The organism is Rhizobium leguminosarum bv. viciae (assembly GCF_012276115.1).
GTDB lineage: Bacteria > Pseudomonadota > Alphaproteobacteria > Rhizobiales > Rhizobiaceae > Rhizobium > Rhizobium leguminosarum_T.
Map to the genome: position 1 here is coordinate 133,521 of NZ_WIEU01000013.1, position 23,722 is coordinate 157,242.

Annotated in this window: 24 protein-coding genes and 2 pseudogenes; 18 read left to right on the forward strand and 8 right to left on the reverse strand. The window is 59.9% G+C overall.

Annotation, left to right across the window (positions count from 1 at the left end):
• The 9 genes from GFM02_RS22175 (at position 1) to GFM02_RS22215 (ending at position 10,712) form a co-directional block, all read left to right on the forward strand.
• On the forward strand, positions 1 to 1,083 hold the full coding sequence (locus GFM02_RS22175; protein ID WP_168322808.1) for an ABC transporter ATP-binding protein: 1,083 nt from the start codon (positions 1 to 3) through the stop codon (positions 1,081 to 1,083).
• An 83-nt stretch (positions 1,084 to 1,166) separates the two neighbouring features.
• Entirely contained in the window at positions 1,167 to 2,819 is a 1,653-nt protein-coding gene (locus GFM02_RS22180) for a GMC oxidoreductase (protein WP_168322809.1), read from the forward strand.
• 110 nt (positions 2,820 to 2,929) lie between these two features.
• Positions 2,930 to 3,844, forward strand: coding sequence for a polyphosphate kinase 2 (ppk2, locus tag GFM02_RS22185; protein ID WP_020047805.1), 915 nt, complete (start codon positions 2,930 to 2,932; stop codon positions 3,842 to 3,844).
• 357 nt (positions 3,845 to 4,201) lie between these two features.
• Positions 4,202 to 5,863, forward strand: coding sequence for an alpha/beta hydrolase family protein (locus GFM02_RS22190; protein WP_246792339.1), 1,662 nt, complete (start codon positions 4,202 to 4,204; stop codon positions 5,861 to 5,863).
• On the forward strand, positions 5,853 to 6,620 hold the full coding sequence (locus GFM02_RS22195) for a hypothetical protein (RefSeq protein WP_245007007.1): 768 nt from the start codon (positions 5,853 to 5,855) through the stop codon (positions 6,618 to 6,620). Before GFM02_RS22190 ends, GFM02_RS22195 begins: the two co-directional genes overlap by 11 nt.
• A complete protein-coding gene (locus GFM02_RS22200) occupies positions 6,617 to 6,808 on the forward strand; it encodes a hypothetical protein (RefSeq protein ID WP_017958263.1) in 192 nt (63 codons plus the stop codon). Before GFM02_RS22195 ends, GFM02_RS22200 begins: the two co-directional genes overlap by 4 nt.
• A 196-nt stretch (positions 6,809 to 7,004) precedes the next feature.
• Positions 7,005 to 7,247 carry a hypothetical protein gene (locus GFM02_RS22205; RefSeq protein WP_027667324.1) on the forward strand — a complete coding sequence of 81 codons (243 nt, stop codon included), beginning with the start codon at positions 7,005 to 7,007 and terminating at the stop codon, positions 7,245 to 7,247.
• A gap of 132 nt (positions 7,248 to 7,379) precedes the next feature.
• Positions 7,380 to 8,543, forward strand: a complete 1,164-nt coding sequence (locus GFM02_RS22210; protein ID WP_179040356.1) for an HlyD family efflux transporter periplasmic adaptor subunit — start codon at positions 7,380 to 7,382, stop codon at positions 8,541 to 8,543.
• 9 nt (positions 8,544 to 8,552) lie between these two features.
• Positions 8,553 to 10,712 carry a peptidase domain-containing ABC transporter gene (locus GFM02_RS22215; protein WP_168322811.1) on the forward strand — a complete coding sequence of 720 codons (2,160 nt, stop codon included), beginning with the start codon at positions 8,553 to 8,555 and terminating at the stop codon, positions 10,710 to 10,712.
• A 34-nt stretch (positions 10,713 to 10,746) separates the two neighbouring features.
• On the opposite strand, the gene GFM02_RS22220 is transcribed toward GFM02_RS22215, so the two are convergent.
• Positions 10,747 to 11,622, reverse strand: coding sequence for an aldo/keto reductase family oxidoreductase (locus tag GFM02_RS22220; RefSeq protein ID WP_168322812.1), 876 nt, complete (start codon positions 11,620 to 11,622; stop codon positions 10,747 to 10,749).
• A gap of 118 nt (positions 11,623 to 11,740) precedes the next feature.
• Between GFM02_RS22220 and GFM02_RS22225 the strand changes: the two genes are divergently transcribed.
• The gene (locus GFM02_RS22225; protein ID WP_168322813.1) at positions 11,741 to 12,649 is read left to right on the forward strand and encodes a LysR substrate-binding domain-containing protein; all 909 of its coding nucleotides are present in this window, start codon (positions 11,741 to 11,743) and stop codon (positions 12,647 to 12,649) included.
• A gap of 115 nt (positions 12,650 to 12,764) precedes the next feature.
• Here GFM02_RS22225 and GFM02_RS22230 read toward each other — a convergent pair whose 3' ends face one another.
• The 4 genes from GFM02_RS22230 to GFM02_RS22245 form a co-directional block, all read right to left on the reverse strand.
• Complete coding sequence (locus GFM02_RS22230; RefSeq protein WP_168269212.1) at positions 12,765 to 13,244, reverse strand: pyridoxamine 5'-phosphate oxidase family protein; 480 nt, start codon at positions 13,242 to 13,244, stop codon at positions 12,765 to 12,767.
• A 108-nt stretch (positions 13,245 to 13,352) separates the two neighbouring features.
• Positions 13,353 to 13,547, reverse strand: coding sequence for a hypothetical protein (locus GFM02_RS22235; RefSeq protein ID WP_168269210.1), 195 nt, complete (start codon positions 13,545 to 13,547; stop codon positions 13,353 to 13,355).
• Between the two features lie 62 nt (positions 13,548 to 13,609).
• Positions 13,610 to 13,846 carry a 30S ribosomal protein S21 gene (gene rpsU / locus GFM02_RS22240; RefSeq protein ID WP_003538346.1) on the reverse strand — a complete coding sequence of 79 codons (237 nt, stop codon included), beginning with the start codon at positions 13,844 to 13,846 and terminating at the stop codon, positions 13,610 to 13,612.
• Between the two features lie 40 nt (positions 13,847 to 13,886).
• Complete coding sequence (locus GFM02_RS22245; RefSeq protein WP_168322814.1) at positions 13,887 to 14,036, reverse strand: hypothetical protein; 150 nt, start codon at positions 14,034 to 14,036, stop codon at positions 13,887 to 13,889.
• A 452-nt stretch (positions 14,037 to 14,488) separates the two neighbouring features.
• On the opposite strand from GFM02_RS22245, the gene GFM02_RS22250 reads away from it, so the two are divergent.
• The 6 genes and pseudogenes from GFM02_RS22250 to GFM02_RS22275 all read left to right on the forward strand — a co-directional run bounded on the left by GFM02_RS22250 (position 14,489) and on the right by GFM02_RS22275 (position 20,353).
• The gene (locus tag GFM02_RS22250; RefSeq protein ID WP_168322815.1) at positions 14,489 to 15,202 is read left to right on the forward strand and encodes an Ig-like domain-containing protein; all 714 of its coding nucleotides are present in this window, start codon (positions 14,489 to 14,491) and stop codon (positions 15,200 to 15,202) included.
• A 165-nt stretch (positions 15,203 to 15,367) separates the two neighbouring features.
• Entirely contained in the window at positions 15,368 to 15,556 is a 189-nt protein-coding gene (locus GFM02_RS22255; protein WP_168269205.1) for a hypothetical protein, read from the forward strand.
• Between the two features lie 72 nt (positions 15,557 to 15,628).
• Positions 15,629 to 16,921: a LuxR C-terminal-related transcriptional regulator gene (locus GFM02_RS22260; protein WP_168322816.1), complete on the forward strand. Its 1,293-nt coding sequence runs from the start codon at positions 15,629 to 15,631 to the stop codon at positions 16,919 to 16,921.
• Between the two features lie 304 nt (positions 16,922 to 17,225).
• Positions 17,226 to 18,586 (forward strand): annotated as a pseudogene (locus GFM02_RS22265) (DUF4153 domain-containing protein).
• 47 nt (positions 18,587 to 18,633) lie between these two features.
• Entirely contained in the window at positions 18,634 to 19,338 is a 705-nt protein-coding gene (locus tag GFM02_RS22270) for a response regulator (RefSeq protein ID WP_168322817.1), read from the forward strand.
• Positions 19,338 to 20,353, forward strand: a pseudogene (locus GFM02_RS22275) (sensor histidine kinase). The gene GFM02_RS22270 and the pseudogene GFM02_RS22275 overlap by 1 nt, the downstream one beginning before the upstream one ends.
• 74 nt (positions 20,354 to 20,427) lie before the next feature.
• On the opposite strand, the gene GFM02_RS22280 reads toward GFM02_RS22275, so the two are convergent.
• Positions 20,428 to 21,027 carry a TetR/AcrR family transcriptional regulator gene (locus GFM02_RS22280; protein WP_168322818.1) on the reverse strand — a complete coding sequence of 200 codons (600 nt, stop codon included), beginning with the start codon at positions 21,025 to 21,027 and terminating at the stop codon, positions 20,428 to 20,430.
• 120 nt (positions 21,028 to 21,147) lie between these two features.
• Between GFM02_RS22280 and GFM02_RS22285 the strand changes: the two genes are divergently transcribed.
• Positions 21,148 to 21,576, forward strand: coding sequence for a Tautomerase enzyme (locus GFM02_RS22285; protein ID WP_168322819.1), 429 nt, complete (start codon positions 21,148 to 21,150; stop codon positions 21,574 to 21,576).
• Positions 21,577 to 21,671: 95 nt separating this feature from the next.
• Complete coding sequence (locus GFM02_RS22290) at positions 21,672 to 22,067, forward strand: VOC family protein (protein WP_168322820.1); 396 nt, start codon at positions 21,672 to 21,674, stop codon at positions 22,065 to 22,067.
• A gap of 89 nt (positions 22,068 to 22,156) precedes the next feature.
• Here GFM02_RS22290 and GFM02_RS22295 read toward each other — a convergent pair whose 3' ends face one another.
• On the reverse strand, positions 22,157 to 22,921 hold the full coding sequence (locus GFM02_RS22295) for an SDR family NAD(P)-dependent oxidoreductase (protein WP_168322821.1): 765 nt from the start codon (positions 22,919 to 22,921) through the stop codon (positions 22,157 to 22,159).
• 54 nt (positions 22,922 to 22,975) lie between these two features.
• Positions 22,976 to 23,704: an SDR family oxidoreductase gene (locus GFM02_RS22300; RefSeq protein WP_020047785.1), complete on the reverse strand. Its 729-nt coding sequence runs from the start codon at positions 23,702 to 23,704 to the stop codon at positions 22,976 to 22,978.
• Positions 23,705 to 23,722 lie beyond the last annotated feature (18 nt).

Below are 23,722 nucleotides of genomic sequence, written 5' to 3' on the forward strand. Positions count from 1 at the left end.
ATGCAATCTGCCGTCTCCGTCAAGGATCTGAAGATCGCCTATGGTGACCATACGGTGATCGAGAAGATGTCGATCGATATCGCGCCGCGGGAGTTCCTGGTGTTGCTCGGCCCTTCCGGCTGCGGCAAGTCCACGCTTTTGAACGCCATTGCCGGTCTCCAGGACATTACATCAGGCGAGGTATGGATCTCGGGCAAGAATGTCAGCTGGGAGGAGCCGAAGGACCGCGGCATCGGCATGGTCTTCCAGTCCTACGCGCTCTATCCGCGTATGTCGGTCCGCAAGAACCTCTCCTTCGGACTTCGCGTCGCCGGTCTGCCGAAGGCCGAGATCGAGGCCCGTGTCGCCCGCACCGCCGCGCTCCTCCAGCTCGACAAGCTGCTCGACCGGCGTCCTGCCGAGCTTTCCGGCGGTCAGCGCCAGCGTGTCGCCATCGGCCGGGCGCTGGTGCGTGAAGTGGATGTCTTCCTGTTCGACGAACCACTGTCGAACCTCGATGCCAAGCTGCGCAACGAATTGCGCGTCGAGATCAAGAAACTGCACCAGCGCCTCGGCAACACCATGATCTACGTCACCCACGACCAGGTCGAGGCCCTGACGCTGGCCGACCGGATCGCCATCATGCGGGACGGCGTGATCCAGCAGCTCGCCTCGCCGACCGAGATCTACCGCCGTCCGGCCAATCTCTTCGTTGCCGGCTTCATCGGCGCTCCTGCGATGAATTTCGTCGAGGGCCGGATCGAGCGCGGCAACGGCGCGCTGGTCTTCAGGAGCAAGGAGCTCACTGTCGACCTCTCCGGTTATTCCTTCCGGGCGGACGCAGCGGAAGGACCTGCTACACTCGGCTTTCGCCCGGAACACCTTGTGCTCGATGGCGCCACGAGCGGCCTGCCCACCATTCCCGGTCGCATTTCCGTTGTCGAGCCGATGGGTTCGGACGCTGTCGTCTGGTTCGACTGGGCGGACCAGAGCCTTTCGCTCCGGCTTATGGGCGATGTCACCCTGCAGCCCGGCGATGCCGTGGCTCCCGGGCTCGATATCGCCAAGGCATCCCTCTTCGCCGCTGACAGGTCGCGGCTGTGACGCGCCATCCCTTTGTTTTCCCGCAATTCCGGACGCGCTCCGCGCCGTTTTGAGGATTGCTCCAGGACAGGATTTGGAAATACATGTCTGAGATCGTCTATGATGCGCTGGTGATTGGCTCCGGCGCGGCGGGTTCCTTTGCGGTAAAGGAACTGACGGCACAGGGATTATCGGTGCTGCTGCTCGAGGCCGGCCCCGCCGTCGGACCGAAGGATTTCGATCCCGCGCGCAAGAAGGCGCCGGCAAGCAGCATCAATATCTGGGAGCGTGCGCGGGCGACCCTCAAGGGCCAGCCGATCCAGGCGCGCGCGGCCTTTTTCACCGAGCGCTTCAGCCACTTCTTCGTCAACGACCGCAAAAACCCCTATACGACGCCGAAGCGCGAACCCTTTCTGTGGATCCGCGGCCGCCAGGGCGGCGGACGCCTCCACAGTTTCGGCCGGGTGCTGCTGCGCTGGACCGACGACGATTTCAAGATCCGCTCACGCGCCGGAAAGGGCGTGGACTGGCCGGTCTCCTATGACGAGCTGGTGCCTTTCTACGACGAGGTCGAGGCCTATCTCGGGCTCTACGGCAACAAGGACAACGTGGCCACCCTGCCGGACGGCATCTATGCGAAGCCGGCAAGCCTGACTCCTGCCGAACAGATCTTCAAGCAGGCGGTCGAAAGCCGCTGGCCGGAAAGGCACGTCGTCTCCTGGCGCTACATCGCGCCTGACGCCGACCGGATGCCGCGACCGCTGCGAGAAGCAAAGGCGACAGGCGAGCTGACCATCCGCTACGACGCCGTCGTTCGCCGCATCACCACGGATGAGAAGACCGGCCGCGCCACTGGCGCGGAGTTCATCGATCGTAATACGGGGAAGGTATCGACAGCGCGAGCCGCGACGGTGGTGCTTTCGGCCTCGCCGATAGAGAGCGTGCGGCTGCTCTTGAATTCGGCGTCGGCGAAACATCCGGATGGACTCGGCAACAGCTCGGGCGCCCTCGGCCGCTATTTCATGGACCAGCTGCCGTGCCTCGCCTTCGGGTCCTTTTCCAAGGCGAAGGGTTGGGCGGTCGACGAATCCGCGCCGAGCGACCCATTCTACAATCCGTCAGGCGGGATCTTCATTCCCCGCTTCGGCGAGGGCGACGCCGCCCGCGGCGATTTTGACTACCAGGGAAGCGTCGGCCGGGCACCGGTCTCAGGCGACAGAGATGCACGTCTCGCCTTCTTCGGCTTCGGCCGTATGCTGCCCTATGCCGACAACCGCATCACGCTCGATGTCAGGCGGAGGGATGCCTGGAACATTCCCGTGCCGCATATCCGCTGCGTCATGCAAGAGGAGGAGCAGGCACTGCTCAAAAGGCAGGAGGAGACGCTAATCGCGATGATCAGGGAGATTGGCGGCGATCTCGAATTCATCGGCTCGCCCACCGGCCTCAAGGAAATGGGCAAGGGCGCCTTTCCCGAAGCCGATGCCTTCAGCCGTTTCATGTTCCGCAAATGGTTCCGCAAGACCATGTGCATGGGCGCGGCAATCCATGAGACGGGCGGCGCGCGCATGGGCGAAACCCCTGAGGCTTCGGTGCTCAACCCCTACAACCAGGTTTGGGATGCCCCGAACCTCATCGTCACCGACGCCAGCGCCTTCCCCGGCAGCGGCATCGCCGGCACGACGCTCACCGTCATGGCTCTGACGATCCGCGCCTGCCGCAATCTTGTCGACCAGTACCGGACGGGACAGCTATAGCCGCGCTTGGAACGAGGGACCCGGGTAAACCGTTTCAGCCTTCGATCAGTGGTCGTCATATAAACTTCGCACTGACATGCTCCTGTCAACAAAAGCAGGAAGGGAAACCCATGTCGCGAACACATCAGGACCAGCTCAACCGGATAAAGGCCGAAATCGCCGACAGCTTTGATGAAGAGCTGGAAATGCAGATGGAGGAAGACCGGCTCGACGATCTGGTCGCCGAAGGAATGTCGGAACCGGCGGAGCAGACGCTCGAGCGAAAGATCTACTTCCGGGAGCTTTTCCGCTTGCAGCACGAACTGGTGCGGCTGCAGGATTGGGTCCAGCATAAGAAGCTGAAGGTGGTGGTGCTTTTCGAAGGCCGGGATTCGGCAGGCAAGGGAGGCGCGATCAAGCGCGTGACCCAGCGGCTCAACCCGCGTGTCTGCCGGACGGTCGCGCTGCCCGCCCCTACCGAGCGGGAACGCCATCAATGGTATTTTCAGCGTTATGTCCCGCATCTTCCGACCGGTGGCGAGATCGTGCTCTTCGACCGAAGCTGGTATAATCGCGCCGGTGTCGAGCGCGTGATGGGGTTCTGCACCCCCGATGAACTCGAGGAGTTCTTTCGCTCGGTGCCTGAATTCGAACGCATGCTGGTCCGCTCCGGAATCGTGCTGATCAAATACTGGTTTTCGATCACCGACGAGGAGCAGGAGTTCCGCTTCAATATGCGTATCCACGATCCGCTGAAGCAATGGAAGCTGTCACCGATGGATATGGAAAGCCGTGTCCATTGGGAGGAATACACCAAAGCCAAGGAAGAAATGCTGGCGCGTACCCACACGGAGGATGCACCCTGGTGGGTGGTGCAGGCCGTGGACAAGAAACGGGCGCGTTTGAACTGCATTGCCCATCTTCTCGATCAGATCCCTTACGAGGATGTTCCGAAACCGGAGATCCAATTGCCGGACCGCATCCGTAACGCCGATTACAACAGGGCGCCGGTTCCGCCTGAAATGTATGTGCCGGAGCGCTATTGAAATTATAGCGTACGCCGCCCCCAGAATTGTCTTCAGGGGGCGGCCCTCGCGGCCTGCTGCCTCTGGACCATTCCCCACCCGACACTAGGTTCCGCTTCAAGAGTGAGGTTCCGTCGACCGTGCCTCAGAGTGGACGAGTGAGGGAATTGCTTGCTTTCCAGTAGTCGATTTTACGCCGATACGCGTGCCAGATGGGGATACGAACCAAGTTTCGACGGCGCTCTCATCGCATGGTGGGGTTCCAAACGCGGCGCTCGCGCCGTCTTCGTCGGGGAATTTTCCAGCGGAAAACTCAACATCATCGCCACGTTCAAAGGCGACCTCTTCCATTTTGGCTGGCGGCAATACGCTAACCTTTTGGTTCTCACCGAGAAAGACCGCCTGTGGGAAGTGGATCCCAAGCGACCCGGGACACGGACCGACGTCACTCCAAGAGATTTCCAAACGTGGCAGGTCATCGTTGAACCTCGACACGCCGGAGACAGCCAATTCCTGGTTTCCTACGATCGCAGCCCCGCTGTCGCCGATCTATATGCAACCAGTGCGGACGGACGCGACAAGCGGCTCGTGGAACAAAATAACGGCTCGACCGAAAGCTGGTTGTTGAATGAGGCTCAGGTGCCATGCATTCGCGTCGAGCTGACCGCCTCCGGAATGAGGCGATACCTTCACCGCAGCGATGCCGACAAGCCGTGGCAAGAGATGGCGGCAGTCGAGCCGGATGACACGCTGGTGATCTGGCGTACGGACAGGTCAGGCAATGCCTTCGAGGCGCTTTCCAGCCGTCAGCGGGACAAGATCGCGTTGGTTTCGCTGGACCCGGTTACCGGCAAGGAAACCGTGCTGGTCGAGGACGGCGATGTCGATGTTTCAGACGCGCTGCGCTTTACGCCCACCGAACCGGCTGACGTCGCCGTCATTCGCGACGGCTATCCGCGATACATCGCCCTGTCGGAAAGGGGTACGATCTTCACCGAGCTCGTTCTGGATCGCAACGGGCATGCCGACGTCGAAATCTCAGGCTCTTCGAAGGATGGTGCGCTGCTTGCAGTCGCGATCTCCTACGATGAACGACCCTACCAGCACTATCTTCTAAACTTGGCGGACAAGAGCAAGACGCTCCTTTCCGCGCCGGCGGAAAAGCTCAAATCCTCATTTTCGGCAGTCACGAAGCCTGTTTCCTTCACGGCCGGAGATGGTGAGGAAATACCGGCATTGTTGACGCTTCCGGCTGGCGCGCCTCATCCTGTGCCGACCGTCGTGATGGCTCACGGCGGCCCGGCGCGCCAGGACAGCTGGGGTTACAACATTGAGAAGAGTTTTCTCGCAAGCCGCGGATACGGAATCCTGTCGGTCAACTATCGCGGCTCGACCGGCTTCGGGAAGAGATACCAATCTCTGGGCTATCGGCAGTTCGGGCGAAAGATGCAGGACGATATCGCCGATGCCGGGCGATGGCTGCTCGCCCAGGGCATCGCGGACGAAGGCAAGCTTGCGGTCGCCGGCGAAAGCTACGGAGGTTTCATGGCCGCGTTGGCAATGGCCAGCGACGACCGGCTCTTTTCCGCGGCAATCATCGACTACGCGATCCTGGATCTGCCCTACCAGATGCAGAACAACCCGGTCGGCTGGGGGTTGTTCCTGGGCCAGGTCATCCGCTACTTCGGCAATCCTGATGATCCCGGTGATATCACGCAGATGCAGGAATTCTCGCCGCTCCACAATGTGGAGAAATTGCGCGGATCGTTCCTGCTCACGGCCGGAATGGAAGATCCGGTCGTCGGTTGCCAACAGACGAAAGTCTTCGAGAAGGCGTTGCGCAAGGCGGGTCTCGATGTCACGGCGCTGTACTTCGATCGGGAGGGCCATGGCTATGTCGGCTGGCAAACCAAATTGGTGCGCGCCCGCGAAATCGAGCTATTTCTCAGGCGCAAGCTCGGCGGCAAGGCAAAAAAAATCGATCCGCTGGCCTTGTTGTCAAAGCACTGGATTCAGTGGCGTTTCGTCAATGGTCAGTGAAATATTCTCGCTTGCCGAGTATAAACCGCGAGAACAAAGCCTTGATACGCTCCCTGATTGCTCTAACCTTCCCCCTCGCACGCCCGATATGGCGGGTTTTGGCTTTACCTCGGAGGCACCTATGGTTGACGTTCAGAGTGTTAATGCAAATACCAGCGGATATTACATCCATCCCCTCGAAGATTTTGAAATCGACGCCGTGAATGGCGCAGGCTCGTGGGTCGGCCATGTCGATCGTGGGCTGATAGGCGGCACGTTTGCGGCCGGCGGCGCTCTTGCGAGTACCGGAAGCCTCGGCACAGCTGGTATTGCCGGCAGTGCCGGATTCGCAGCAGGGGCGTCGGGCAGCATATATAATGGCGGCCTCTCCGGCGGTGGCAACAGCAGCGGCCGTGTTATCTGCACGCATTTCTTCCGGCGTGGCATGCTTGACCGCGATCTTTGGCGGGCGGATCTGGAATTCACCTTTCAGTCTCTGTCCCAGACGACGGTTCGCGGATATCAATATTGGGCCATCCCCTATGTCCGCCTGATGCGCCGAAGCCCGCTGGCAGAAAAAATCATGTATCCTCTCGCCAGAGCGCGAGCTCTGGAGATTGCCTACCAGGCCGGGCGCCGTTCGAAGGGCTCGCTTGGCGGCAAGGTGGTGCGCCTTATCGGCGAGCCGCTATGCTTCCTGATCGGCAGCGTGGTGAAGCAGAAGGATTGGGCTCCGCTTTGGGTGGAGAAGACAGAGGCGACAGGAGGTCAATCATGACAGCCTTCTCAAAGTTGATCGTGCAGGAAGTTGCATTGTCGGCGGTCTTGGCGGCAGGCGCCGTCATCGGCATTCCCAAGCTGACCGACCCGAATGCTGCCGCCAATTATCCGTTGGCGATCGGGGTTTTCCTGGCAATGGCAGCGACCTTCGTCGCCTACGAGCTTTTCGTCAAGAAATCATCCTGACGCTATCGTCTGGCTTGAAAAGTCTGTGACTTTTTCAACGGCCGGGAGGCGTAAATCTCCCGGCCGTCATGATTCACTGCTGTTCAGCACTCAAAAGTTGTCGCCTGCAGGTTGACGCTTTCCCGCAGCTTGCCTAATTTTCCCGTGCACGTAGTGTTTTCGACTACCTTCCCGAAACAAACAGATGGTGAGTTAAGTGCAGGGTATCAAAGAACTTTCGAGCACCGAGATTGAACACGTATCCGGTGGTGGCGTCAGCTCCGGTGTTCGGGGCGCCATCGACGGCGCAGCAGCACTCGCAGGCGGTGGCGCTCTCGGCTACGCGGCAGCGATCGGCGCGGGCGTGGGCATCTCCGCCTTCGGCGTCGGAGCGCTTGCCGTCGGTGGCGCTGCCCTTGGCGTCTACGGTGTCTACAGACTGGCGAGAGCTTTTGCCTAAGATTTGAAACATGGGGGCTCCGCCGGAACGGCGGGGCACCCTCCCCCTTAACGACCATATCTGATCACAATGAGCCTGTTTCGCCGAGAAGCCCTCGAACGGCAGTCCCAGCGTTTAACGGGAACGGTGTCGATGGCGGTACCAATGGGGTGGCACGTCACCGGCTATCTGATGGCCGGCATCCTCATCGTTGTTCTGATCTTTCTTTCCATCGCAAGCTATTCCCGCATCGTCACCGCAACCGGCATTATCCAGCCGGACAAGGGCGTGGCGATCGTCATGCCCTCGCGCTCAGGCGTCATCATGAAGATGATGGTCGCAGACGGCGATCAAGTCGAAGAAGGCCAAGAACTGGTGGCCGTGCGCTCCGAGGACTATCTGGTCAGCGGTGAATCGGCCTCCGAAAAAGTCGCCGAAATGCTCGACCGGCAGAATGCCAGCATCAGCGAGCAACTGGCGGAAGTCAAAAACGATGAAATTGCCCAAACGGCGCAATTCGGTGCGCAGATTGCCGGTTACCAGACGCAGATCGACAAGCTTCAGAGCCAGATCGCCCTGCAAAGGGAGCTGATCACCTCGATCGAGAAAGATGTCGAGCGCATTCGCGGCCTGGTCGACAAGGGTATCGTTCCACGACGAGACGTGACGTTGAGAGAAGATTCGCTCACCGAGCGGCGTCAGCAAATGGCGGTACTGGAAAGCACGTTGACGGAACGGCGGTCGGATCTCTCCGATGCCGAACGAATGCTCGATCAGGTCAAGGCGCGCTCAAACGAGAAGGTCGCAGCACTCCAATCGCAGCGCGAGGATATCAATCGCGGCCTCGCCACCAACGAACAGTCCCGCGCCTATGTGATCAGATCGCCGATCGGCGGTACGGTTTCTGCCCTCACGGCCAAGATCGGCGAGCCGCTGAACACGCAGCAGGCGCTCATGAGCGTCGTGCCGCTGAATGCAACATTGCATGCGCAACTGGACATGCCCAACGCCGCCGTCGGTTTTGTCGAGGTCGGGCAGGAAGTACGGCTGGCGATCGATACCTTTCCTTACCAGAGCTTCGGGACGATCGCAGGTCGCGTCAAGAGCCTGTCGAAAAGCCCGATCAACCGTGGCAGCGGCGCGAGCACCAACCTGAACTATCTCGTGACGGTCGACCTTGAACGGCAGAGCATCACGGCCTTCGGGAAGCAGCAAGCGCTGTTTCCCGGCATGACCTTGTCGGCCCGGATTGCGACCGCGCGCCAGTCTCTACTCGAATGGCTGTTCGAGCCGTTGTTCGCCCTTCAACGACGATAGGACCCGCGATTGTCTGCCAGAGCACTTCAGGCCGGGTTCTTTTCAACCTCACGGATTCGTCTCATTCGTCAGAATGAGGTCAGCGAATGCGGTCTGGCCTGTCTGGCAATGATGGCGAGCTTTTACGGGCACGACGTTGATCTGGCGACGATGCGCCGACGTTTCACCCCATCATTTCGAGGAGCCCCGCTGTCGAGCCTGATCAAGATCGCAGACCAGGTCGGCCTCCTGCCTCGCGCCGTCAAGCTGCCGCTGGAGGAGCTGCCCAATCTCGCATTGCCGGCGATCCTCCACTGGAACATGAACCATTACGTCGTCATCGAGCGGGTTTCCGGCGACAAGGCGCTGATCCACGACCCTGCTGGCCGCAGTGAATGGCTTCAAATGTCTGAGGTTTCGGACCACTTTACCGGCGTTGCACTGGAGTTGCGGCCAAACGAAGCATTCGAGAAGAAAACGGAGCGTACGGTGTTGCGCTGGTCGCAGCTCTGGACGCGGATCAACGGGCTTGGAAGTTCATTCCTCCAGGTCATCGTCCTCAGTGTCGTGTTGCAGATCTATGTGCTTGCCCTGCCCTACTACTTGCAGATCGGCATAGACAACGCGCTGCCGGCGCTCGACCACGATCTACTTGCGGTGCTTGCGCTTGGTTTTGGGCTGTTCACCGTGTTCAATGCGAGCGCGAGTTTCCTTCGCTCCTTTGTGATCCTGGCGGCGGGCTCGGCATTGGGCTTCGGCATCGCCTCGAACATTGCCAGGAAACTGTTCCGGCTGCCGCTCGACTGGTTCCAGAAGCGGGAGGTCGGCGACATTCTCTCCCGCTTCCAGTCGGTAACGCCGATCCAGAAAATGCTGACCGAAGGTGTTGCTGGAACGCTGGTGGATGGATTGCTCGCGCTGACGACGCTGGCGATCATGTTCTTCTACAGCGCCAAGCTTGCAATGATCGCGCTGACCGCCTTCTTCCTCTATTTCGTCGTTCGCCTGATATCCTTCTCGTTCGAGCGCCGCGCCCAGGAAGGCAATATCATCGCGCACGGCAAGGAACAGACGGCGCTCATCGAGACGATACGCGGTATCCAGACCTTTCGTCTCTACAATGGTGAAACGCTGCGGCATGCCATGTGGCAGACATTGTTGACGGATGCCGTCAATGCCAACATCCGCTCCTCGCGCATCGGCATTTGGCAAACGACCAGCAATGCCTTGTTGTTCGGCCTGGAGAATGTCGTCACCATCTATCTCGCAATCGGCTTCGTCATGAATGGCGGCTTCAGCGTCGGCATGGTTTTCGCCTACCTCGCCTATAAAGGTCAGTTCCTCGAAAAGGCCGGCAATCTCGTTGATCAGGGCATGGCGTTCTTGATGCTACGGCTGCATCTGGAACGCTTGGCCGATATCGCCTTGGAGGAGGATGACAGAAGCTTTGCCCCCAGTTCCATGGCCGTCACGGAATTAAAAGGACGGATGGAGCTCAAAAGCGTTTCCTACCGCTATTCTCCAACCGATCCCCTCGTTCTCCAGGAGATCGACTTTTCCGTTGAAGCCGGCGAACATGTGGCCATCACCGGGCCGTCAGGCATGGGTAAATCGACGCTCCTCAAGGTGATGCTCGGGCTGCTGTTGCCTCAATCCGGTGAGGTGGCCGTCGACGGTCTTCCCCTCCAGCAGTTCGGTCACAAGAGCTTTCGCGATCAGATCGCAGCCGTCCTGCAGGACGACAATCTCTTCGCCGGATCCATAGCGGACAATATCACGCTGTTTGCCGAGCAGGCCGATCTCGAAGCCATTGCCGATGCCGCACGCGCTTCGGCAATTCACGACGAGATCATGAAAATGCCGATGCAATATGAAACGCTCGTCGGCGACATGGGATCGAGCCTCTCCGGCGGCCAGAAGCAGCGCGTGTTGCTGGCGCGCGCGCTTTATAGAAAGCCGAAAATGCTTTTCCTGGATGAAGGCACATCTCACATGGACGCCGCCAACGAAGCGCGCGTCAATCATTCCATACGCTCACTCGGCATTACCCGCATCGTCGTCGCTCACCGGCAGGAAACCATCGCTGCCGCCGACAGGGTTCTTTACATGGACGGCGAAGGCCTGCGACCTCTTGGTCCGCCAAAGGAAGTCATCAGCCTGCAACTGGGCGAAAGCCTGAGCACGCGTTGAGAGCGCGACGTCGCGCCTGCGATTTCGGACTTCATCAGGCGGCGCTGCCAGCCACGCCGTCCAACTGCTCGAGAGCCTCATCCGGCAGCGCGAGCCCGGCGGCGGCGAGGTTCTCCCTGAGATGGCCGATGGACGAAGTGCCGGGGATCAGCAGGATGTTTTCCGCGCGACGCAGCAGCCAGGCGAGCGCCACCTGCATAGGCGTCGCGTTGAGGCGTGCTGCAACATCGGACAGGGTGGAAGACTGCAGCGGGCTGAACCCGCCGAGCGGAAAGAATGGTACATAGGCAATGCCGTCGAGCGCGAGATCGTCGATCAGGGCATCGTCGGCCCGATGCGCCAGATTGTACTGGTTTTGCACGCAGACGATCTCGGTGATCCCACGTCCTTCGGTGATCTGCTTGGATGTGGCGTTGCTCAGCCCGACGTGACGCACCAGGCCTTGCCGCTGAAGATCGGCGAGCACCGTCAGGGGCGCTTCGATCGACCCTTCGGCCGGACCGTGCACGTCGAACATGATCCTGAGATTGACGACATCAAGCACATCGAGGCCGAGATTACGGAGGTTGTCGTGTACTGCCTCCGTCAGCTCTTCGCGCGAGAAGGCCGGAATCCAGGATCCATCCGCGCCGCGCCGGGCGCCGATCTTGGTGACGATGACGAGATCGTCGCGATAGGGATGCAGCGCTTCGCGGATGATCTGGTTGGTGACGTGCGGGCCATAGAAGTCGCTGGTATCGATGTGGTTTACGCCGCTCGCGACCGCCTCTCGCAGCACAGCCAAGGCCGCGCCATGATCCTTGGGCGGGCCAAACACGCCAGGCCCGGCAAGCTGCATGGCGCCATAGCCGAGCCGCTTCACGCTGCGGTCGCCGAGGTTGAACGCGCCGCACTGATCGATAGTGGACATGACCTAATTCCTTTCAAGAGATGACGCCAAGATAGGCCCAAGATAAGCCCAAGATAGGCATTGTCGGTACGCGTGAAAATTGGCTATAATCCGCACGGGCTGTGCAGAATGGCGAACAGTGAAAGCAGATCTAAGTGACCTCAATGCCTTCGTTGCCGTGGCCCGTGCCGGCGGTTTTCGCGAAGGCGCGCGCGTTAGCGGCAGCAGCGCCTCCTTCCTCAGCGAAGCGGTGCGCCGCCTGGAGGCGCAGCTCGGCGTCAGGCTGCTCAACCGGACGACACGCAGCGTTGTCCCGACCGAAGCGGGCAAGGGCTTGTTGGAGCGGCTCGGCCCCGCGTTGAGCGAGGTGGAGTCTGCCCTCGACGTCGTCAATGGTTTTCGCGACAGGCCGGCCGGTGCGCTGCGCCTCAATGTGCCGGTCAGCGCGGCGCGGCTGGTGCTGCCCGCCATCGTTCCGCCGTTCCTCGCCGCCTATCCCGACATTCGGCTGGAAGTGGTGACCGACGAAAGCTTTGTCGACGTGATCGCGGCCGGCTGCGACGCCGGCATCCGCTATGACGAGCGGCTGGAGCAGGATATGATCGCGACACCGATAGGGCCACGCGTCCAGCGCTTTGCCATCGCAGCCTCGCCCGACTACCTCGATCGCCGTGGCCGGCCGCAACATCCGAGCGAGCTGCTCGGCCATGCCTGTCTATTGGGTCGCTTTGCCAGCGGCGCGATGACGGCGCCGTGGGAGTTCGAGCGCGATGGCGAGATAGTGCGAGTGGACCCGACGGGGCCGCTGATCGTGCGGGTCGGCGGGGCGACCGATTTGGCCGTTGATGCAGCAATATCAGGAACAGGGATCGTCTGCCTCTTCGAGGACTGGCTGCGCCCGCATATCGACAGTGGCGCGCTCGAGCCCATCCTCGAACCGTGGTGGCAGCGCTTCTCCGGGCCGTTCCTCTACTATCCCGGGCGTCGGCTGGTACCGGCGCCGCTCCGGGCATTCATCGACTTTGTCAAGGCATCGGCTCCGGCATAATTCTTTGGCCGGAATCGATCCAAGGATAAAATGATGCAGCAATTCAAGGTTTTACAGCATCCTTTGCGCGTCTAAAAGATGCGGCGCTGTAAGCGGCCTAATGGTCGATGATGCGCTAGAGCTTGACCTCGGCATTATCGCCCATATCAGGTTTGCTGTTCGAGACCGCTGCGGCCGCCATCTTGATATAGCTGATGATCGTGCCCGGGCTGTCCCAATATTCGGCCGAAGCCGGCGTCATCTTGAGGATACGGATGGAAGGATCGTCGGGATTGTCCCACCAGGCCTTTGCCGGCGTCGCCCATAATTCCCTGATTCTCTCCCGGTCGTTTTGCACTTCGGCCGTCCCCGATACGGAAACATATTTCTGTCCCTTGGTGTCGGCAAAGGCGAGGCACACGTTTGGCCAGCGAGTGATTTCATCGTCCTTGTGACTGCCGACATCCGTCAGAAAATAGATCGCATTCTCGAGCTGCGCGGTATAGGCGGACATCGGGCGGGCTCGCAGATCGTCGCCGCTGCGGGTCGTCAGCATGCAAAACCCGATCTTGTCGATCAATTCCCATACTCGTGTCGCATCGTCTTGATTGGCCATCGTCATCTCCAACTGTGCAAGAGACGAAGTAACCATCTGCCGCGGCCGATGTTCCCAGTCGGCGGGCCTCATGAGCCGATTCCCAGGGTGATCGAGGCACGCAGTCGATCAATGGACGCTTGGGGTTTTCATGACAATTGCGAAGTCTTCGGCGACCAGTTCGCTGACGGCGATGAGAACTTCCTCCAGGGAAAAGCCCGATGTCAGAGCGCGTTGAATCAGATCCTGCAGATCCGGCTCCACGACATCGCGGCAATCCTCGAGGCGTTCTTCCGAAACGGTGAGGCTATTGAGTTCGTCCATTGTCTGTCCTTTCAGGGGAATGTAACCGCCAAGGCCCGGAAAGGCTGGCGAGGATAAAGCCGTTAACGGGCGGCCACCGCCCGCTTCGGACCGGGCAGCAGGCCCTCACGCTGCATCTGCTTGCGTGCAGCCTTGCGATGTCGGCTGATCGCCTGTGCCTTTTCCCTGACGCGCCGTTCGGACGGCTTCTCATAGGCGCGCCGTTCCTTCATTTCGCGGAACAGCCCTTCGCGCTGCATTTTCTTTTTCAAGACTCTGAGCGCTTGATCGACATTATTGTCTCGGACGAGTACCTGCATTTCGAGTTCTCCTTGTTTGGGATGGTGCGCCGATCGCCACTCAGCCGAGCTGCTCGGCGATCAGAGCCTGCAATTCGCGGCGGGTGAGAAGGCAGGGAAACGGCTTCCAGCTCCTGGGAGCATTGCGGACAGCCTCGTCATCCTCACGCGGATTCGCCGCAACCGCGGTGGCTGTATGTGTGTTGTTCAAAAAGAAATCCTTTGCCGGCCTTGGCCGGCGTTATCGATTGTTTGTGGGATTGCCCATCACGCAGCCTTAAGGCGCGCGCCGATGCATAAGCGTCTCAATCAGCAGCCGGCAACGGCTTGGATTTCCGCTTGGATCGGGTACATCTGCAACATAGGGCTCGGCGAGCAGAATTGCAACGGATAGCCCGGATGGTTGGCGCGGGCACCGCCAATCGCCTTCAGATATACTCGGCGCCATTTTATTCAAGTTAGCCGGGTATAGTTTTTGCCGAATTTTCCTCAATTTTGCGCGAGAGTGACATTATTCAGCCGGAATGGAAGCAACGCGAAGATCGCCATCGAAATTAACCTTCTGTTAAATAGGCCATTGACTTGTAGTATTAATAGGTTGTTAAAGGAGCCGCTCGCTGAGGTCGAAATTGACCCGCCAATAAACAATTTGAGGAGAGTGCAATGGCTTCGCCGATACACGCAACTGATGATAGTGCAACATTTCAAGAAACTGATGTTATTTCCGGAAACCTGCTTTCCAACGATTCTTCCGACAACGGCCACCTGTTCCTGCGCGCATTCGATGGCGCAAGTGTTGGCGCCAAGAGCGGCAACAGCCAGGTTACTGAAATCCAGGGCGATTACGGCACCTTCTTCGTCAAGCCGGACGGCAGCTACACCTATGTCCTGAGCGACGCTGCCAAGATCGGTTTCGCCAACGGCGAATCGTTCCAGGAGAAGGTTTCCTACAAGATCTCCGACGGCAGCGGTCACACCGACGTCGGCCTGTTCACTTTGAACATCCAGGGCGTAACCAAGCCGATCGCAGTCGACGATACCTTCAGCTTCACCGAAGGCAACGCCATCGGCGGTAACGTTCTGGATAACGACATTGCCGGCGACAACGGCAAGATGTTCCTGCGTCAGTTCCTGACCGAGCAGGTAGACGGCAAGGATGGCGCCGTTACCGACGTTGCCGGCACCTACGGCATGTTCCACGTCAAGGCGGACGGCACATTCACCTATGAACTGACCTCCGATCTGGATGCAGGTCAGACGTACACGGAAGTTCTCCGTTACTACAAGATCTCCGATGGCGAAGGCCACACGGACACTGCCAAGGTGACGCTCAACATCACCGGCACGGATGCTCATCCCGACGGCGTCGGTGTTTGATCCGCAGCGATAGATCAGTGAGACACGACGCCCGCCGCGCAATCGGCGGGCGTCCGCATTTTCGCCACTTGATACAAGGCCCGGCGGGAGCCGGTATATAATCCTTTTTAGCTAGTTCTTATAAACGCGGGGGAGGCGTAGTCTCGAAGTTCGGAGGACACGCCCTTGACCGAACACATCGAACCCAAGCAAATCGAGACAGACGATCTGACGAAAGTCTGGTCCGTAACCGAGTTCTGCGCTCGCCATCGGATAGATGTCGAGGAACAGGCGCTGTTGCTCAAACTTTTCGGCCCGTTCGCGACCGCCTCCGAATTGCTTCACAATGCCAAGCGCGCGCCAAGGTTCAGATGAGCCCCTCTTCAACCTCACAAATCCCGGCAAGTCATTCGGTGAACGAGACGGCGCGAGATATCGCCTGATCGGGTGACGGTCGCTATCTTGCCTCTCCTTAGACTTTTAGGCAGTAATCGAAATGGTGCGATCGTTGCATTTGGCGGAACCATCATCGTGAAAACGAGCGGCGCTGATATGGATCATGTCGATATCGTTGATGCTGTCTATCAGGCGGCGGTCCGTTCAGAACTATGGCCGGATACGCTGTGCGCGATCGTTGATTATGTCGGTGCCGTCGCCGGAAATATTGTCTATCAGGCGCCCGATGGCCGCGGCAGCTTTCTGATCCCCGGCCGCATGCGTGAAGATTTGAATGCGCTCTATCTTCAGCATTACACGAGCAATCCCTATGCCCGCGCATTCGAGAAGGTAAAGCCGGGCGAGATTGCAGTCGGCAATAGGTTGATCGATGCAGAGGCCGTCCGGCATTCCGCGTTTTACGCCGATATCTGCGAGCCTCAAAACATCTTCAATCAGCTCTTCCTGCCGCATGCCAGCCTGCACGAGCGGGGAGGTATCGGCGGTGTCGCTCTGTTCCTGTCTCGTCAGCAAGACGAGCACGCCGTCGAAGCGGCAGCGCGGTTGGAGCGGCTGAGCCCGCATATGGCGCGGGCGATCGATCTTTCCTTTCAGGTAAACCGGATCGCCCGCGCACCCGAATTGCCGCAACGGCTGATCGATGCAATCGCGGATGCGGCCGTGCTGATCGATAGTCGGGGTGCCGTCCTTCTCTTGAATGCGGCAGCCGAAGCACTGCTCAAGCAGGCCGACGGCATTTTTCTCAGCCGATCCGAAAGACCCTCCCTTGCCGCCCATATTTCGAAGACATCCACCCGCCTGGTGAATGCCATTCGTCAGGCTTTGCTGATAGCCGATGGCGAAGACACGCCTTTCGAGGGGGCATTGTCGGTCTCCCGACCATCGGGTTTGCCGCCCTATCTGGTGATGATCACGCCGCTTGCATCGACAGCGGTTTCGATATGGGATGCGGTTGATAGCGGAGCGCGCGTCCTCATTCATATCGTCGATCCGGAAGCGAAGACGCGTCGGCAAGCGCAACAACTGCAACACATCTTTGGCCTGACCGAAGCCGAAACCCGGGTCGCCGCACTGGTCGGCAGCGGAATGAATCTGCCCGAGATTGCCCGGGTTCTTGGAATTTCGTCCAACACGGTAAAAACCCACACCGGCCGATGCTTTGGCAAAACGGGGGTACGATCCCAGGCGGCTCTCGCCAGGCTGATTGCCTCGATCCCGATCGCCGGAAACAGGCCGGCGACGCCGTCCCGCACGAATGGAAAGAGCCGTCCGCGGCAATCGTAAATTCTACTAGGCTATCTTCACGCGATGATCTGGAGAGGCCTGCTGCATGACCTCATAGATCCGGGTGATTTTCCTGAATTGCTGCTCACTCTCTGCACAAAATCTGCAATTCGGCGCGGCATTCTTCCGCCATGAGCAAGAACGACATCCCCCTCGCGCCACACCATCCGGCTTTGCCGGATCGCCTCCGCAATGACGGATGGTGGCTGACGGAGGCGAGCTGGCCTCGAGGGACCGCCTCCGAGGAGACCACAGCAACCATGCTCATCGTGATCGAAAAGCGGCATCTACGAGAGGAGCACCAATGGACACAACCGACACCCTGATAGAAGCAATGCCGATCAGGCGTGGCGGCGGCCGGATTGCCACGCTGTTTGCGCTGGTGGCGCTGGCTGATTTTCTGATCTTTGGTCAGATGCCCGGCATAAACCTTTTCCTGTTTGCGCTCGCCGTCTGCGCCGGCATTCTACTTTCGGCCGGGAAGGTCCGGGCGCCGTCAATGGCTGCACTCCTGCTTGGTTTCTCGGTTCTGGCGTCGGCACCTCTGCTGGAAGCGCCCTCATTAACCGGCATCGCCCTTTGCTTCAGTGCGCAGATAGCGGTTGCTCTCGTCGGCGCCAGGCTTATGCCTCGCAGTCTGACCGGTCTGCCGCTGGTGTTTCTCCGTTTCACTCTTGTCATTCCCTTGCGGCTTGCCGACGATATTAGGAAATATCTTAAGACGCCGGCCAAACGTTTCTCCTTCACCGTCGTTTGGCAGGGCGTCGGCCTCTGGATCATGCCGCTCGCTCTCGCCGCAGTCTTCGTGTTCCTCTTTGCGGCTGCAAACCCGCTTATCGAGATCGCGCTGCGCAGCATCCGCTTTGCCGTTCTGTTGCAGTTTCTCGACCTTTGGCGAATCGGCTTCTGGATGATGATCGCTACTGTGGTCTGGACGATGTTGCGGCCGCGGCTGAAGCGGCGCACTGCGAGGTCGCAAGTCAGCAGGGCGTTCGTCATCGTACCGACCAGAAATGCACCGTTCGGCCAGGCCTCCCTGCTGCGGTCGCTGCTCCTCTTCAACGCGCTCTTTGCCGTGCAGACACTTCTCGATCTCGTCTATCTCTGGGGCGGCGCAGACCTGCCCGATCACATGAGCCATGCCGAATACGCTCATCGCGGCGCCTATCCGCTGATTGCGACGGCGCTTCTGGCCGCCGGTTTTGTTCTCGTCGCCATGCGGCGCGGCGGGCCTGGCGATCAAAATCCGCTGATCCGCGGCCTCGTCCACGCCTGGATCGGTCAGAACGCATTCTGCTCGACCGATCCAACGAGTGGCTGATCGCCACGAACCTCGCTTCGCTGATTGCGGTGCTCTATATCAGCGCCTTCATCGACTTCCCTGATGTCATCGCCCGCTTCAATGTCGTCCACAGCCAGGAAATCAGCCAGGAGGGCCCGCCGCTCGACCTCGATTATCTCTCCTCGCTCGGTCCTTCCGTCATTCCGGCGCTCGATCTCTACCTCCTCAAACTGCCGGATCACCTGATCGACCAGAGGGGCCAAGCTGCGACAGTTCGGTACTACCTCGCCAGGAATTTTGAGATGCGCCGGCGGGACTGGCGGAACTGGACCTTCCGGGCGGCGCGGCTGGAGAGTTATCTTCTGGCTCCCATTGCAAGATAGAACGAGAACGATAACAACAGGCACGACAAACCAATGCAGGACTGGTGATGGCGCCCCGCATTCTCGTCGTTGATGACGAACCTCATATCCGCGACGTGATCTGCTTCGCCCTTGAGCGCGCCGGCCTGGCATCGATGGCCGCCCGCAACGGCACCGAGGCGATGGCGGCCTTCCGCCGCGGCAACATCGATCTCATCATCCTCGATATCGGCATGCCCGACATGGACGGCCTGGAGGTCTGTCGCCATATCCGCAAGACGTCGGCATTGCCGATCCTGTTTCTTTCGGCGCGTGACGAGGAGATCGACAGGGTACTGGGTCTCGAAATCGGCGGAGACGATTATGTTACCAAGCCGTTCAGCCCGCGCGAACTCGTGGCTAGGGTCAAGGCGATTTTGAAGCGCAGCAGCAATGAAGCGGGGCTTGACAGACGCCACGCCACCCTTGTCGCCGGTGAACTCAGCCTGGATCGGCGTGGCAGGACGGTCATGTTTGGCGAGAGCACCATCGCAATGACAGCGCTCGAATTCGCAATCCTGGACGCATTATTGGCACGCCCCGATATGGTCTTCAGCCGCGAACAGCTGATGGAGGCGGCCTATGGCGCCGGAACCTATGTCGCTGACCGGACGATCGACAGCCATATCCGCAACATCAGGGCCAAGTTCCTGGCGGTCGGCGGTTCCGCGATCATTGCAACCGTTCACGGCATCGGCTTCAAACTCGGCATCGAAAGCGGGAGGAAGGCCTGATGCCGGCACCGAAAGTCAGGACGAAATGGCGGCCGACGCTGGCGCTGATCGTCTATGTCGTGCTTCTCGCGGTCATGGCGCTGCCGATCCTGATCGTCATCTGGTTTCGCGCCGTGGAGGCGAGTTCGAACCGGATGGCACCGGCGGAGATCGGCGCCCTCGTCGTCGCCTTCATCCTGACGCTCGGCGTTGCCTATGTGCTGACGCGCACCATCACCGGGCCTATCGACGCTTTGATCGCCCGGACGGAAGAGATCGCCCGCGGCGGCAAGGGAGCAATCCGGCCGCTTGAAAGCTATGGAACGCGCGAGATCGCCGTCCTGTCGCAAAGCTTCCTCGATCTCGCCGGAAAACTGGTCGATCGCACCGAATATGTTCGCTCCTTTGCCGCTCATGTCTCCCACGAACTGAAATCGCCGCTGACGGCCATCCGCGGTGCGGCAGAGCTTTTGCGCGATGACGATGCCGAAAGGCCGATGACGAAGGCGCAGCGTTTGCACTTTCTCGACAACATCATCGCCGATGCCGTCCGGCTCGATGCATTGTTGCAGCGGCTGAGGGAACTTGCGCAGGCGGAAACGCCTGTCGCCGAGGGCAGAAGCAGCGTCACGGACATCATATCCTCACTGCGCGGGCGATTTCCCGCTCTTAATATTTCCGGCACCGGCGATACGGAAATATCGGTTGCTCTTCCCCAGGAGGCAGCCGGCATCGTCTTTGCCAATCTTGCCGAAAACGCTCTTCAGCACGGCGCGCCACGCTGTTGGAACTCAGAATATCGGTCGATGCCCGAACAGCCGTCATTCTTGTCTGTGACGACGGCAGCGGTATTTCCGAGGCAAATCGCCAACGCATCTTTCAGCCGTTCTTCTCAACCCGCCGCGAGCAGGGCGGTACCGGCATGGGCCTCGGTATCGTCCGCGCCATGCTGAGCTCTCATGGCGGTACGATCCGCCTGCTGAAGACGACCAGCGCCGGCACCGAGTTCGAAATCACCATCCCGGGACCGAGCTGACGTTCCAGAGACCGATCGGGACATTGCGCGGAAAAGCGATCCCCTGAGCACGGGAATGTCGTTAAGCGACTGGATCAGTTTCCAGGCTCTATCGTCGTCAATGCAGCCTGCGCGATGACATCTGCAATGCGTTTGGACAGCGCCGGGTCGGAAGCAGCGCGGGCGAGGGTCACACCGCCACTGAGCATGGCGAGCAGCAAGATCGCCTGATCTTCCCGGCGCCTTTTGGATTGACCCGGTATCTCACTCTCCGGCAAGCCGACCGCAACTTCCTCGATGAGACGTTTGAGTTCTGCCGTATAGGCGCTTCGTGTTTCATGGTCTGCGCGCATGACGTCGGGGGAAAGGCTCGGCAGAGCGCAGCTCTCGCCCAGATCGCAGGTTCTTTTATAGCCGAGATAGTAGCCGACGAATGTCGTCAGCCAGTCTTTCGGTTGACTGGCCTTTAGCGCCGCAATTCCTTGCCGCAGATCTTCGAGGCCGGTTAGCACGGCGGTGCGAAAGGCTTCGCCCTTGGACTTGAAATGTCCGTAGAAGGCACCGTTGGTCACGCCTGCTGCCTTGGTCAATGCATCGATGCCCGCACCGCCATAGCCTTCCTTTCTGAAAACCTGTCCAGCCGCCGCAATGACGCGCGTTCGAGTCTCCTGCTTATGTTCCGCACTGTATCGCATATATGTCCCTTTTAAGAGCGATCACTCTTTATGCCTTGCTAAGAGAGTGATCGATGTGTATGCATAAAGAGTGATCGGTATATATCAGAAGCGGTCACGGTTCAAACAGGGAGATATACGATGCCTATCACACTCACCGTGCCTGAAGGCCTGCTTTCGCAGCGGGCTCAGGCCCAAGCCTTTGCCGGATTGACGGACGCAGTGCTCGATGCCGCCGGCTTGACCGGCAATGACTTCATGACAGCCAATATTATCGGCACGATCAACGTGCTGCCGCGGGAGCATATACTTGCGGCGGGAGAGCCGATCGCTGCAGCCTTCGTTGAGCTCAAGCTGCCCGAGATAGCGCTGGTGAGTGCTGAAGCAAAACAGGCCTTCTTCGAAAAAGCGGCCGATGTCATCGAACAGGCCGCCGAAGGCCGGCTCAAGCGCGAGCATATATGGTCGAACATCGTCTACGCGCCTGAAGGGGCCTGGGGTATCGCCGGCCGCAGCTATAACAATGCCGAACTCGTCGGCGCCATCCAGGGCGCGGTTGCTGCCTCTTAACGATCGCGGCGTACGCTCGGAAATCTCAGACTTGATGCAATGCCGGGCCGGCGATACCAAGGCGTCGCGGTCCGGCGCCTTGACGGAGCCAGACCATGCGGCTTGCCAACTATCTTTTCTTTTCCACCGGTTGCGAAGAGGCGCTCGCCTTCTATGCCGAATGCGGGCTTGGCCGGATCACGCAATTGGAGCGCCACGGCGCAGACGGGATGCCCGTTGCCAGCGAAGCCATGCGGGGCAAGGTGATGCACGCTCGTTTCGAAGGACCTGGTATTCTGTTCTTCGCCTCGGACAATCACGATGCCGAGCCGATGCGAGGTTCCGCCCATATGCTGATCATGGACGACCGAGACAGTACCGCCAGCCTCTTCGCACGACTGGCCGAGGGCGGCAAGATTACGACACCGCTCGCCGTCCAGCCATGGGGGAGCTATTATGGTAAGCTCAGTGATCGCTTTGGAGTCCAGTGGATGCTTGATTGCCTGGCGTGAGCATGTGCTGTCCATATGATGGCAGGAGAGAAACTCGCCGCCGACCAAGCTATTGCGTGCCACCCCTCCCCAACTCCAGTGTTCGTGTCTCACCGCGTCGTATACCCGCCGTCGATAACCAGCACTTCGCCGGTGACATAACTTGCCGCCCCCGAGCAGAGGAACAATGCGGCACCCGCCACCTCCTCCGGCTGCCCGACGCGTCCCATCGGTGTCATGCTGCGCCAGGTCGGGAACCAGTCGGGATTGTCGATGCCGCCGCGCGACAGATCGGTCTCGATGTAGCCGGGGGCGATGGCGTTGACGCGGATATTCTCGGCGGCAACTTCACTGGCGAGGCTTTTCGTCATCATGTGGACCGCCGCCTTGGAGGTATTATAGGCGACCTGGTTCTGCGGAATGTTGGACACGATGCCGGATATCGAGCCGATATTGAGGATGGCGCCGCCGCCCTGGCGCCGCATTGGTGCGAGTGCGGCGCGGCAGGCGCGAAAGACGGCGTCGACATTGACGGTCATGATCTCGCGCCAGATGGCATCGGAAAACTCGCCGCTGTCGCCATGAATGGCGATGCCGGCATTGTTGACGAGGATGTCGAGCCGCCCCGCCCGTGATAGGGTCTCAGTGACGAGTTCGTCGGCAGCGCTTCCCTTCATCAGGTCGGCGACGATGAAATCGCAATCGACGCCGGCCCTGGAGAGCCGGTCTTCCGCTGCTGCATTGCGGGTTCGGCCCGTGATGATGATCTTGGCGCCCGCCTCGCCGAGCGCCTCGGCGATGGCAAGCCCGATGCCGCGCGTGCCGCCGGTGACCAGTGCCACCTGTCCGTTCAGGCGAAATCTGTCGAAGATCATGGCGGTTTCCTCTTGAGTGGGGTTTCGCGAGTGTTGAAGGCGGATGCACTTTCGTCAGATGTCGGCGCTCTGCGGCAGGATGACGAGATCGCGGATGGTGATGTTGCGTGGACGCGTCAGCATGAAGAGCACGGCTTCGGCCACTTCGTTCGCCTCCATCAGGCCGCCTGCTGCGAGCGCCTCGTCCAACTTCTCCTGCGGCCAATCGCTGAGGAGGGCCGTGACCACGGGGCCTGGAGCGACGGCGCCCACGCGCAAGCCATGCTTGGCCACCTGCCGCCTCAGCGTATGGACGAATGCCTGGACGGCATGTTTCGAGGCCGTGTAGATCGGTTCCCAGACGACGGGGATCATGCCGGCGACGGAACTCGTCAGGATGATATCCCCGGTCTTGCGCTCGACCATATGCGGCAAAACGGCATGCACCGAACGGAAGGCGGCGTTGATGTTCAGGTTGAGCATCCGGTCCCAGGCATCCGGGTCGCCGCCCAGCACCTCGCCGCCGATATAGGAGCCGGCATTGGCGTGGAAGATGTCCAGCTGGCCGGCTTTCTCCAGAATCTCAGGCATCATCCGTTCGACGCTTTTCGGATCGGTGAGATCGATGACCAAGGGAATGGCGTTGGCGTCGAGTTTCGAGCAGATTTCCTTCAAGGCGTCTTCATTTCGGTCGACCAGCACGACCCGAGCGCCCGCGGCAAGCATGGTCTTGGCGCATTCAAGGCCGATACCCGACGCCGCTCCGGTGACAGCCGCGACTTTTCCAGACAGATCCTGTCCCATTTTCTTCCTCTGCTTTCT